This window comes from Pseudomonas sp. 1L-B-1-E-C1 (genome assembly GCF_057291835.1).
The window spans coordinates 103,409-116,196 of sequence record NZ_JBXAWN010000006.1 but is presented as its reverse complement, the minus strand read 5'-3'; the positions used below and the strand labels follow the sequence as shown (position 1 = coordinate 116,196).

At 61.8% G+C, this 12,788-nt stretch carries 8 protein-coding genes; 6 read left to right on the top strand and 2 right to left on the bottom strand.

The window, feature by feature from the left end:
• Nucleotides 1–46 precede the first annotated feature (46 nt).
• Complete coding sequence (locus tag AC0Z4S_RS12340; RefSeq protein ID WP_016775307.1) at nt 47–1,276, top strand: acyl-CoA dehydrogenase; 1,230 nt, start codon at nt 47–49, stop codon at nt 1,274–1,276.
• Nucleotides 1,277–1,398: 122 nt separating this feature from the next.
• On the opposite strand, the gene AC0Z4S_RS12335 is transcribed toward AC0Z4S_RS12340, so the two are convergent.
• Both AC0Z4S_RS12335 and xthA read right to left on the bottom strand, forming a co-directional pair.
• The gene (locus AC0Z4S_RS12335) at nt 1,399–2,733 is read right to left on the bottom strand and encodes a substrate-binding domain-containing protein (protein ID WP_485623186.1); all 1,335 of its coding nucleotides are present in this window, start codon (nt 2,731–2,733) and stop codon (nt 1,399–1,401) included.
• A gap of 154 nt (nt 2,734–2,887) precedes the next feature.
• Nucleotides 2,888–3,700: an exodeoxyribonuclease III gene (gene xthA / locus AC0Z4S_RS12330; protein WP_485623185.1), complete on the bottom strand. Its 813-nt coding sequence runs from the start codon at nt 3,698–3,700 to the stop codon at nt 2,888–2,890.
• A gap of 298 nt (nt 3,701–3,998) precedes the next feature.
• Between xthA and AC0Z4S_RS12325 the strand changes: the two genes are divergently transcribed.
• The 5 genes from AC0Z4S_RS12325 to AC0Z4S_RS12305 all read left to right on the top strand — a co-directional run bounded on the left by AC0Z4S_RS12325 (nt 3,999) and on the right by AC0Z4S_RS12305 (nt 12,776).
• The gene (locus tag AC0Z4S_RS12325; RefSeq protein WP_042609196.1) at nt 3,999–4,649 is read left to right on the top strand and encodes a GNAT family N-acetyltransferase; all 651 of its coding nucleotides are present in this window, start codon (nt 3,999–4,001) and stop codon (nt 4,647–4,649) included.
• A gap of 66 nt (nt 4,650–4,715) precedes the next feature.
• On the top strand, nt 4,716–6,443 hold the full coding sequence (locus tag AC0Z4S_RS12320; RefSeq protein ID WP_253503375.1) for an autotransporter assembly complex protein TamA: 1,728 nt from the start codon (nt 4,716–4,718) through the stop codon (nt 6,441–6,443).
• Nucleotides 6,440–10,114, top strand: a complete 3,675-nt coding sequence (locus AC0Z4S_RS12315) for a translocation/assembly module TamB domain-containing protein (RefSeq protein WP_485623184.1) — start codon at nt 6,440–6,442, stop codon at nt 10,112–10,114. The genes AC0Z4S_RS12320 and AC0Z4S_RS12315 overlap by 4 nt, the downstream gene beginning before the upstream one ends.
• A 720-nt stretch (nt 10,115–10,834) precedes the next feature.
• Nucleotides 10,835–11,317: a MarR family winged helix-turn-helix transcriptional regulator gene (locus tag AC0Z4S_RS12310; protein ID WP_042609199.1), complete on the top strand. Its 483-nt coding sequence runs from the start codon at nt 10,835–10,837 to the stop codon at nt 11,315–11,317.
• A complete protein-coding gene (locus AC0Z4S_RS12305; RefSeq protein ID WP_485623183.1) occupies nt 11,307–12,776 on the top strand; it encodes an efflux transporter outer membrane subunit in 1,470 nt (489 codons plus the stop codon). The genes AC0Z4S_RS12310 and AC0Z4S_RS12305 overlap by 11 nt, the downstream gene beginning before the upstream one ends.
• Nucleotides 12,777–12,788: the final 12 nt, after the last annotated feature.

Here is a 12,788-nt window from a genome sequence, read left to right as displayed (position 1 = left end):
ATCGATTGCATAACTTGAACAACCTCTGCCGAGAAGGTAACTACCCATGGATTTCGCTTATTCGCCCAAGGTGCAAGAACTGCGTGAGCGCGTGACCGCGTTCATGGACACTTATGTTTACCCGGCCGAAGCGGTGTTCGAGCGCCAGGTCGCCGAGGGCGATCGCTGGCAGCCGACCGCGATCATGGAGGAGCTCAAGGCCAAGGCGAAGGCTGAAGGGCTGTGGAATCTGTTTCTGCCCGAGTCCGAACTGGGTGCCGGCCTGAGCAACCTCGAATACGCGCCATTGGCGGAAATCATGGGCCGTTCCCTGCTGGGGCCGGAGCCGTTCAACTGCTCGGCGCCGGATACCGGCAACATGGAAGTGCTGGTGCGTTACGCCAATGAAGAACAGAAACAGCGCTGGCTCGAACCGCTGCTGCGCGGCGAGATCCGTTCGGCGTTCGCCATGACCGAGCCCGACGTGGCGTCTTCCGACGCGACCAACATGGCCGCCCGCGCGGTGCGTGATGGCGATCAGTGGGTGATCAACGGCAAGAAATGGTGGACCTCCGGCGCCTGCGATCCGCGCTGCAAGATTCTGATCTTCATGGGCCTGAGCAACCCCGACGCACCGCGTCACGCCCAGCACTCGATGATCCTCGTGCCGGTCGACACCCCCGGCGTGAAGATCGTCCGGCCGCTGCCGGTGTTCGGTTACGACGATGCACCGCACGGCCACGCCGAAGTGCTGTTCGACAACGTGCGGGTGCCGTACGAAAACGTCCTGCTCGGCGAAGGACGTGGCTTCGAAATCGCTCAGGGTCGCCTTGGCCCGGGCCGGATTCACCACTGCATGCGTTCGATCGGCATGGCCGAGCGTGCGCTGGAACTGATGTGCAAACGCTCGGTGAGCCGCACCGCGTTCGGCAAGCCGTTGGCGCGTCTGGGCGGCAATATCGACAAGATCGCCGACTCGCGGATGGAGATCGACATGGCGCGCCTGCTGACGTTGAAAGCGGCGTACATGATGGACACCGTCGGCAACAAGGTGGCGAAAAGCGAGATCGCACAGATCAAGGTTGTGGCGCCGAATGTCGCCCTGCGAGTGATCGATCGGGCCATCCAGATGCACGGCGGCGCCGGGGTGTCGAACGATTTCCCGCTGGCTTACATGTATGCCATGCAACGCACCCTGCGTCTGGCCGACGGCCCGGACGAAGTGCACCGCGCGGCGATCGGCAAGTTCGAGATCGGCAAGTATGTGCCGAAGGAAATGCTGCGCAGCGGCCAGTAACACCGCGTCGCCTCATTCGCGAGCAAGCTCGCTCCCACACTGGATTTGTGAACAGCACAGATCCCTGTGGGAGCGAGCTTGCTCGCGAAGGGGCCATCAGCTTCACCACAAAAGGATCAGGGTCAATACACCCAAACCTCCACCCGCCGATTCTTGATCCTTCCTTCATCCGCACTGTTGGTCGCCACCGGCATCAGCGCGCCGAAGCCGCGCACCTCGCGCATTACCACACCGTTCCTGACCAGCTCGCGGCGCACCGCCATCGCCCGCAGCTTCGACAGCAGATCGGCCCGCGCCGGGTCATCCTTGAGGTCACCAAAACCCACCAGTGTCACCGCGCGCTCGGTCTTGCCGTTGCGCTTCATATAGTCGAGCACCCGCGCCAGATCCTGCCGCGCCTTGTTGTCCAGACTGGCGCTACCCTCGGCAAAACGGAAGTTCACTGTCAGACGCTGGGCGTGTCGGCTGAGGGATTGGTAACCCTCGGGCATCAGCGCATTCGGCACCACGCTCATGGCCTGCACGGTCTGGCTGACGAAACCGCTGGCAGCGACAATTGCTTGACCCTCTGGACTCTGGGCAAAGCTGGCCAAGGCCTGCGCCCACTGATTCTGTGTGTCGGGCGGCAGATAAAAGAACAGGCGCCGCGACAGCGGATAATCTTCGGTAGCGATCAGACTGTTCAGCGGCAACATTGCTTGCGAAGCGCCATCGGCAATCGCCACGGCTTTGGCCTGACGCACGTAAGGCAAGCCGATGAAACCGATACCCTGCGCATCGGCGCTGACCGCGTCGGACAACTGCTCGCTGGATTCGAAACGTTTCGCCGTGCTGCTGAGACTTTTCCCACGCCGGCTCAGGACCAGTTCCTTGAACGTGTCGTAGGTTCCGGACTGATCATCCCGCGCATATAAATGTATGGCGCCGCCACGGCCACCGAGGTCTTCCCAGGTTTTCACTTCGCCGGCAAAAATCCGCGCCAGTTGTTCGGTATCCAGCTGCTGCAGCGGATTGGCCGGGTTGAGGATGATCGCCAAACCGTCGATGGCAATGACTTGCTCGGCCGCCGGGCTTTTCAGATCGCCGAGGGTTTGCAGGGCGAGCAGTTCGCTGTCCTTGATCTCCCGGGAAGAAGCGGCGAGATCGGCGCTGGTGTTTTTCAACGCGGTGAAACCGGTGCTGGAACCGTGGGCGGCGACTTCAATGACCACGCGTTGACCTTGTGCGGTCTGGCCGACGATGCGTTGTTCATTGGCGGTGTCCGGGGTTTCGCGGTGGATTTTCAGCAGGCCTTGTTCCTGTAACAAGCCCTCGACCAACGCCGGGCCGAGTTCGGCACCGATGGTGTTGGAACCCTGAATGCGCAATGCCGGGCCGTTTTCGGGGATCGGCAGAGCGGCGGCGGACACCGAAAGCCAGCCACTCAACAGGAAAACGCAGAGAACACGCAGGGTCATGCCGGCACCGAATCAAGCCAAGGGGATTGCCGGGGAGATTAAGTCAGGCGCGTGACCGAAATATGACAGATCAAAAGATCGCAGCCTTCGGCAGCTCCTACAGGGAAAATGCATTCCAAATGTAGGAGCTGCCGAAGGCTGCGATCTTTTGCTTTTAGCTCAATTCAAGCCAGATCGGCGCATGGTCCGATGGTTTTTCCATGCCGCGCAGTTCGTAGTCCACGCCCGCGTCCTTGACCCGTGGCAGCAAACCATGGGAAGCCAGAATCACATCGATGCGCAGGCCGCGCTTGGGCTCGTCTTCAAAACCACGGCTGCGGTAGTCGAACCAGCTGAACATGTCGGTCACGTGCGGATTGAGGTGGCGATAGCTGTCAGTGAGGCCCCAGTTCTTCAGGCGCGCCATCCACTCGCGTTCTTCCGGCAGAAAGCTGCATTTGCCGGTTTTCAGCCAGCGCTTCATGTTGTCCGGGCCGATGCCGATGTCGCAGTCTTCCGGGGAAATGTTCACATCGCCCATCACCACCAGTGGCTGTTCGTTGTGGAACTGGCTCTCCAGCAGCGCTTGCAAATCACTGTAGAAACGCTGTTTGGCAGGGAATTTGGTCGGGTGGTCGCGGCTTTCACCCTGTGGGAAATAACCGTTCATGATTGTCACCGGCACGCCATTGGCATCAGCGAAAGTGCCCCAGATAAAGCGCCGCTGCGCATCTTCTTCATCGGTGGCGAAGCCTTTGTGGATGGCGATCGGTTGGTTGCGCGAGAGCAGGGCGACACCGTAATGACCTTTCTGGCCATGGAAGTGCACGTGATAGCCCAGGGCGCGGATGTCTTCGAGGGGGAACTGGTCGTCGTGAACCTTGGTTTCCTGCAGGCCGATCACGTCGGGCTGATGTTTTTCGATCAGCGCTGCCAGCTGATGCGGACGGGCACGCAGTCCGTTGATGTTGAAGGAAACGATCTTCATGGTCGGCAGTCCTGGCAAAAGGGCGATGCTAGCTGACATGGGGGAGATGGGCCAGTGTGGGAGAAATCATTTTGGCCTGTGGGCTTCGGGTTGTTGGATCTGGCCCCTTCGCGAGCAGGCTCGCTCCCACATTCAGACCGCGGTCCCCTGTGGGAGCGAGCCTGCTCGCGAAGAGGCAGGCAAGATCGATGAAGATCCCGACTTGGTCTATACCTGTCAGGGGAACCACCACACCCGCCCAAGGTTCGTACCAACAAGCGCGCCAGCCTCCGAGCGCGCTCCGGGGAGAATCACTGCCATGCCTGAAACCCAGTTCGCCAGCGCCGCCATCCACATGCTCGACCGCGGCTACTCGCGCGAGGCCCGCTCGTTGCTGTATCAGGCCTATCGCCACGAGCCGACCTTCGGCTACCTGTTCGAGGCCGAGCGTCCCGGCTACGAACAACGCGTGCGCGCCACGGTGCGTGAGCTGGTCAAACAGCATTTCCTTCAGGATTTGCCGGCGATCGGCCTGTTGGTCAACGACCGCCTGATCGGCATCGCCCTGATCGCGCCGCCGCAACGTCGTCTGGGGGTAACGGAAAGCTGGGCGTGGCGGTTGCGCATGGTGCTCAGCACCGGTTTTCGCTGCACCCGGCGTTATCTGGAGTATCACGATGCCGTGGCGGCGTGCGTGCCCGGCGACTCGGTGCACATGCTGCCACTGCTCGGCGTACATCCGCAGTTTCAGGGCAAGCACTACGGCGAACAACTGCTCACCGCCGTGCACAACTGGTGCGCGGTCGATGAAACCTCGCAAGGCGTGGTGCTCGACACCGGCAACCCACGCTATCTGGAATTCTACAAAAGGCAGGGTTATCAGGAGATCGGCGAGGTTGCCGTCGGACCGGTGCGCGAACACGTATTTTTCCACGCCAACCCGCAGGTGTTACAAACAGCCACGGGATAATGATCGAACTTCTTCACAAATTACCTGTTCTATCAGGCTCCCGAGCCCGTGATAGCATCCGCGCCTATGAAGTTTCCACGAAGATTTACCAGCGGCGTGCTGATGCTGTTATCCAGCTGCGCGGCGCTGGCGCAAAGTGAATTGGATGTACGGATCAAGCCGTCCAACGATGAACTCAAGGCCAATATAGAAGGCTATATCGGCAGCCTCGGCGATCGCGACGAAGAAGCCTTGCTGCGCTTCAGTCGCGGCGCCGAAGAGCAGGCGCGCAAAGCCGCTCAGGCGCTGGGCTACTACCAGCCGCAGATCGACAGCGACGTCAAGGGCGGGGAAAAACCGCGTCTGGTGCTGAACATAGATCCCGGCGAGCCGATTCGCCTGCGTAACGTCACCGTGCGCGTCGATGGCCCGGCGGCCTCGCTGAAATCCTTTCGCGTCCCGAAAAGCGACCTGCTCAAGTCCGGCGCAGTGCTCAACCATGGCCGCTACGAAGACGCCAAACGGGTCATCCAGAATCAGGCCTCGCGCTTCGGTTACTTCAGCGGCCATTTCACCAGCCAGAAACTCATGGTCGATCCGCGCGCGGGTGTCGCCGACATCGAACTGATCTACGACAGCGGCCCGCGTTATGCGCTGGGCAAAGTCAGTTTCGAGGGCGACACGCCGTTCGACGAAGACCTGCTGCAACGCATGGTGCCGTTCAAGGCAGGCGAACCGTACGATTCCGAGCTGATTGCCGAACTCAATCGCGACCTGCAGTCGAGCGGCTATTTCGAAGGCGTGCGCGTTGACGCGGCGCCCACCGCAGCGAAAAACGATGTGATCCCGGTCGAGGTCAAACTCGACACGCGCAAGCCGCGCACCATGGGCCTGGGCCTCGGTTACTCTACCGACGTTGGCCCACGGATCAAGGCCAACTGGACGCGTCACTGGGTCAACCCGCAGGGCGACAGCTATGGCTGGGAGGCCGAGCTCTCGGCGCCCCGGCAGAACGTCGGGCTGTTCTATGACATCCCGCTCGACCCGCCATTGACCGACAAACTGCGCTGGGCCGGCGGCTATCAGTTCGAAGACATCGAAGGCTCCGACACCCTCAGCAAGCTGCTGACCTTCGGCCCGGAATGGCACAGCAAGTTGCCCAGCGGCTGGCAGCGGGTGATCTCGCTGAAGTGGCAGCGCGAGGAATACGAACTCGGTGACGACTCCGGCCTGAGCACATTGCTCATGCCCGGCATCAGTTATTCGTACCTGAAAAGCGACAACCGCATCGACCCGCGCAACGGCTATCGCCTGAGCTTCGAAAGCAAAGTGGCCAAAGAAGGCCTGGGTTCGGACAACAACCTTTTATACGGCACCGCGCAGGTCAAAGGCCTGACCACGGTGTTCGACAAGCATCGCTTGCTCGGCCGCGTGCAGGTTGGCGGCAGCGCCACCAATGGCTACAACTCGATTCCGCCGTCGCTGCGCTTCTTTGCCGGTGGCGATCAGAGCGTGCGCGGGTACGACTACCAGAGCCTGTCGCCGAAAAACTCCGACGGCGACCGCATCGGTGGTCGCTACATGATTGCCGGCAGCGTCGAATATCAATATTCGATCGCCGAGAAATGGCGGGTCGCGACCTTCGTCGACCAGGGCAACTCCTTCAACAAACTCGAACTGCCCGACCTCAAGACCGGGGTCGGCGTAGGTGTGCGCTGGGTCTCGCCGGTCGGGCCGATCCGCCTCGACCTCGCTCATGCGCTGGACGATGACGGCGGCATCCGGCTGCACTTTTCCATGGGGCCTGAGCTGTGAAGCGTGGTGTGAAAATAACGGCGCTGACTTTGTTGGCGCTGGTCTTGTTGATCGTTTTGAGCCTGGCCGCACTGCTTGGCACGCAGGCCGGCAGCCGTTGGGCGCTGGGCCTTGTACCCGGCTTGAGCGTGGAGAATTTCCAGGGTCGCCTCGGTGGACAATGGAGCGCCGATCATTTGGTGTGGCAGCAGGACACCAGCCGAGTCGAGCTGAACAAGGCGATCTTCGCTTGGTCGCCGCTGTGCCTGACGCGCATGACCTTGTGCATCGATCAGCTCAAGGCCGAGCAGGTGATCCTGCAATTCCCGCCGAGCGAAGAAACCACCGAGAGCGGCCCGATCAAACTGCCCGATCTGCAATTGCCGCTGGCCATTGAACTGGGTGACGTCGAGGTCGGCAGTCTGTTGTTCAACGGCAGCGAACAGCTCAAGGGCTTGCAACTGGCGGCGCACTGGACCGCTCAGGGTCTGCAGATCGACAGCGTGAAATTGCAGCGTGACGAACTCAGCCTGAACCTGTCCGGCCTGCTGCAACCGAGCGGCAACTGGCCGCTGAATATTCAGGGCGATCTGACCTTGCCTGCACCCGGCAGCGAACCGTGGACGCTGGCGCTGAAAGTCGACGGCGACCTGCTGAAAACCCTCAACCTGCACGCCGACAGCCGTGGCTACCTCGACGGCCAGTTGAGCGGCGAATTGCAAGCGCTGGCGGAAAACCTCCCGGCCAAGGTGCGCATCACCAGCGAGGCGTTCAAACCGAGCGCCGATCTGCCGGACACCCTGCAATTCAATCAGCTGTTGCTCACGGGCGAAGGCGACCTGAAAAACGGTTATCAACTGCTCGGCAATGCCACGCTGCCCGCCGAGAAATCACCGGTGACGCTGCTTCTCAAGGGCAAGGTTGACGCCAGCGGCGCGCAGATCGCCGAGCTCGACATCAACGCTAATGACACGCAGAGCCTCAAGCTCACCGGCAATGTCGACTGGAGCAAAGGCCTCAGCGCCCAGGCCAATATCAACTGGCAAGACTTCCCGTGGCATCGGCTCTATCCGGAAATCGACGAGCCGCAAGTCGCGTTGCGTACTTTCACTGGCGAAGTGTCCTACACCGACGGCCAGTACCTCGGCAATTTCAACGCTGCGCTGGATGGCCCGGCCGGTGCGTTCACCCTGAGCAGTCCATTCAGCGGCAGCCTCGAACAGATCGCCTTGCCGCAACTGGTCATGCAGGCCGGGCAGGGCAGGGCCGAAGGGCACGTCATTGTGCGCTTCGCCGACGGCATCGCCTGGGATACCGCGCTGGATCTGTCGGCGCTCAACCCGGCGTACTGGGTCGCGGAACTGCCGGGCACCCTGGCCGGGCCGCTGAAGAGCAAAGGCGAGATGAAGAATGAGCGACTGAGCCTCAGCGCCGACCTCGATCTCAAAGGCAAACTGCGCGGCCAACCGGCGATTCTGCAAGCCAAGGCTGACGGCGCGGGCGAGCGGTGGAACCTCAATGCCCTGCAAATCCGCCTCGGCGATAACAGCATCAGCGGCAAGGGCAGCCTGCAGGACAAGCTCGGCGGGCAGATCGATATCAAGCTGCCGCGTCTCGCGCAGCTATGGCCGCAATTGCGCGGGCAGGTCAACGGTCAGGTCAACGTCGCTGGCACGCTGAAGGCGCCACAGGGCAAGCTCGATCTGCAAGGTTCGCAACTGGCCTTTCAGGATAATCGCCTGCAAAGCCTCAACCTCGACGCCACCCTCGACAGTGCGCAACGAGCGAAAATCAATCTCAAAGGCAGCGGCATTCAGACCGGCGACACCGCGCTGGGCACCCTGACCGCCAGTGCTCAGGGCGATATCAAAAGCCAGAAACTCAACCTCGACCTGATCGGGCCGAAGCTGAAACTTGCTCTCGGTCTGGACGGCAATCTGGACAAGGGCAACTGGCGCGGACGCTTGGCCAGCGGCGACATTCAGGCCGGTGGCCAGGACTGGAAACTGCAAAGCCCGGCGAGGCTGGAACGTCTTGCGAACGGCCAGATCAATTTCGGCGCGCATTGCTGGCTGTCCGGCAATGCCAGCCTGTGCGGTGAAGACCAGCGCCTGATGCCCGAGCCGAAGCTGCGCTATCACCTCAAGCAATTCCCGATCGAAAGCCTCGCGCAATGGCTGCCCAAGGACTTCGCCTGGCAGGGCCGGCTCAACGCCGCTGTGCAATTGGACCTGCCGGCCAGCGGCCCGAACGGCGTGGTCAGTGTCGATGCCAGCGGCGGCACCCTGCGCGTGCGCGACAAGGATCAGTGGCTGGATTTCCCCTACCAGACGCTCAAGCTCAGCAGCAGACTCACGCCCAAGCGCGTCGACACCGAACTCAACTTCGTCGGCGGCAAACTCGGCGAATTGATGGTGCAGGCGCAGCTCAATCCGTTGCCGAAAAACAAACCGCTGAGCGGCTCGTTCCGCCTTTCCGGCCTCGACCTGTCGGTGGCGCGGCCGTTTGTACCGATGGTGGAAAAACTCACCGGCCGGCTCAACGGCAGCGGCACGCTGTCCGGTGGCCTGCTCGCGCCGCTGGTCAATGGCACCGTGCAGCTCAGCGACGGCGAAGTGTCCGGCGCCGAACTGCCGATGGAGCTGCAGAACCTGCAACTGACCGCAGCGATTGCCGGCGAATCGGTGCGTCTGGACGGCGGCTGGAACAGCGGCAAGACCGGCCGGGGCAGCCTCAACGGCAACGTCGCCTGGGGCCAGGCGCTGGTGGTCGATCTGGCGCTCAAGGGCACGCAATTGCCGGTCAGCGTCGAACCCTACGCCAAACTGGAAATGGCCCCGGATCTGAAGATTTCCATGGCCGGCGATGAGCTGAAAGTTGCCGGCAAGGTGCTGGTGCCGAAAGGCGAAATCACTGTGCGCGAGCTGCCACCATCAACGGTGAAAGTCTCCGACGACACCATCATTGTTGGTGCGCAGACCGAAGAGGGCAAACCGCCGATCGCGATGAAAATGGACATCGACGTGATCGTCGGCCAGGACAAACTGAGCTTCGCCGGTTTTGGCCTGACCGCCAATCTGCAAGGCCAGGTGCACATCGGCGACAATATGGACACCCGTGGCGAACTGTGGCTCAACGACGGCCGCTATCGCGCCTATGGCCAGCGCCTCACGGTACGGCGTGCGCGTCTGTTGTTCGCCGGCCCCATCGACCAGCCGTATCTGGACATCGAAGCGATCCGCCAGACCGACGACGTCATTGCCGGCATTCGCCTGAGCGGCAGCGCCGAACAGCCGACCACGCAGATCTTCTCCGAACCGGCCATGAGTCAGGAGCAGGCGCTGTCGTATCTGGTGCTGGGCCGTCCGCTGAGCACCAACGGCGAAGACAACAACATGCTCGCCCAAGCCGCGCTGGGCCTCGGTCTGATGGGGAGCGCCGGGGTCACCAGCGGCCTGGCCAAGGATCTGGGCATCGAGGACTTCCAGCTCGACACCCAGGGCAGCGGCAACGACACCAGCGTTGTCGCCAGCGGCAACATCTCCGAAAAACTCAGCCTGCGCTATGGCGTCGGCGTCTTCGAACCGGCCAGCACCATCGCCTTGCGCTACAAGCTGAGCAAGAAGGTCTACGTCGAAGCGGCGAGCGGCGTGGCGAGTTCGCTGGATATTTTCTACAAGCGCGATTTCTAGAGCGCATCTGTTCATTTCAACCGAGTCGCACCCTTCGCGAGCAGGCTCGCTCCCACAGTTGGAATGCGTTCCCCCCCTGTAGGAGTGAGCCTGCTCGCGAAGGCTTTTGTCAGGCCACCGAGTACATATCCATTGCTGCGGTAACGGCTGCTTAGGGTTCCGCCCTTACGGCGGGTCACCTTTTTCAAACGCCAAAAAGGTAACCCAAAAGGCTTGCTCCTACGTTCGGCCCTCGCAGGCTCGGGTTCCTTCGCTGCGGGATCGATCCGGGCGCAGCGGCTCCGGTTTGCTTCGCTGCACCTCCTTCCGCTGTGTCTGGCTGCGCCAGACGGTCGCTGCGCTCCCACGCCCGGATCAATCCCTCCGCTCAGCCTTCCTACGTCGCTGGTGGATCAAGATCAAAAGCGGGCGAGCTGACACTCGGCCCATGGGCGAACGCGGAAACTGTAGGAGCTGCCGAAGGCTGCGATCTTTTGCTCTTGCTCTTGCTTTTGTAGGAGTGAGCCTGCTCGCGAAGGCGGCTTTCCGGTCGGCAGAGAAGGTGCGGCTGACGGCCTCATCGCGAGCAGGCTCACTCCTACAGGGGAATGCATTCCAGCGCCTCTATATCGCTAAAACGCAACTAATTACCAAGCCTGCTAACTATTGCGTTGACATTCGCTGCCTAAGCAGTAACATCTCGACATACATTCACTGCCTAGGCAGTTATCAGGTCAGCCCATGAAGCATTTCACCCCGGAAGAATTCAAACACTGCCACCTCGGCCTGTTACTCGGCCGTGCCGCGTTGCTCAAGGACCGGATCATCGACACCCACATGGAACCCCACGGCATTACCGCTGCGCAGTTCAAGGTGTTGATCATCATGGCCCAGTTCGGCGTCGACACACCGGCCGAGCTGTGCCGGCACTTGTCGCTCGATAGCGGTTCGATGACGCGGATGCTCGATCGTCTCGAGCAGAAAGCTTTTCTGCTTCGTCAGCGCAGCGAAGGTGACCGTCGTCAGGTGCAGCTGAAGCTGACCGAGCAGGGCCAGCAACTGGCCGATCGCCTGCCGCACATCGGTGCCGATGCGATGAATGAACTGGCCGGCGCGATCTCCCGCGACGAGCTGAAGACCCTGGAATACATCCTGAAGAAAATCCTTCTGGCCGCCGGTGACCCGATCACCGTCCAGCGTTTGGGTGAACACAATGAGCGCTAAGACCTTGCGCAGCAGCCTGACGCTGTTGCTGTCGGCGATGATCCTCGCCGGTTGCGCCAACTACAGCGGCCTCGACACCGAAGGCCAGCGCCTCGACGTGGCGCAGTTGAAGACAGCGAAGTCTCTGCAAGGCGTGACCCTGTCGCCGGCGGCGTGGCCGAAAAGCGACTGGTGGAGCAGCCTCGGCGATCCGCAGCTTGACGGGCTGATCCGCGAAGCCCTGCACGACAGCCCGGACATGCAGATCGCTGAAGCCCGCGCGCACCAGGCCAGCGCCGCCGCGTATGCCGCCGATGCCGAGCGCTATCCGACCCTCGACGCCAGCGCTGGCGTCAGCCGTTCGCGTCTGGCCCGCGATCAGGATCCGTTGGGGCAGGGCGGTGCCTATGCGACGGTGCGCAATGTCAGCGCCGGCTTCAATTACAACTTCGACTTGTGGGGCGGCCAGCGCGATGCCTGGGAAGCCGCCCTCGGCGAGGCGCGCGCCGCTGAAGTCGATCGTCAGGCCGCGCAGCTGACACTCGCTGCTGACGTCGCCCGTGCTTACAGCGATCTCGGTCAGGCGCACATCGTTTACGACCTCGCCAGCGAAGACCTCAAGCGCACCCGGCAAATGCTTGACCTCAGCCAGCGCCGCTTGAGTTCCGGGATCGACAGCCAGTACCAGTTCCAGCAAACCCAGAGTCTGGAAGCCAGTTCTCAGGCCAGCCTGATCGACGCGGAAAAACGCCTGAACAGCGCGAAAATCGCCTTGGCGGTATTGCTCGGGAAGGGCCCGGATCGCGGCAACGAAATCGCCCGACCGAAAGTCCTGCAAGCCAGTGCAGTGGCGGTGCCGTCGGTGTTGCCGGCGGAACTGCTCGGGCGCCGCCCGGATCTGGTCGCGGCGCGCTGGCGTGTCGAGGCGGCGAGCAAGGATATCGACGCGGCGAAAACCCGTTTCTATCCCAACCTCAACCTGTCGGCCTCGGCCGGCGCCGAGTCGTTGCTCGGTGATGCGATGTTCGGTTCCGCCAGCCGTTTCTTCAACATCGCGCCGACCGTGTCGCTGCCGATCTTCGATGGCGGACGCCTGCGCGCCAGCCTTGATGCCCGCGACGCTGATTACGATCTGGCGGTGGCGCAGTACAACAAAAGCCTGGTGAAAGCCCTCGGCGATGTCGGCGATACGATCAATCAGCTGCGCGATATCGGCCGGCAGATCGGCGCGCAGCAACATGCCACCGACATCGCTCAGGATTCTTACAACACCGTCGTCCAGCGTTACGGTTCCGGCATCGGCAACTACCTGGACGTGCTCAGCATCGAGCAGCAATTGCTCCAGGCCCAGCGTCAGCTGGCGACCCTCAATGCCGAGCAGATCGACCTGTCGATTCAACTGATGCAAGCGCTGGGCGGCGGCTTTCAGGGTGAAAACCTGAATGCAACCAACGCCAGCCCAGCCTCGTCGCACCATTAATTCAAGGTATTT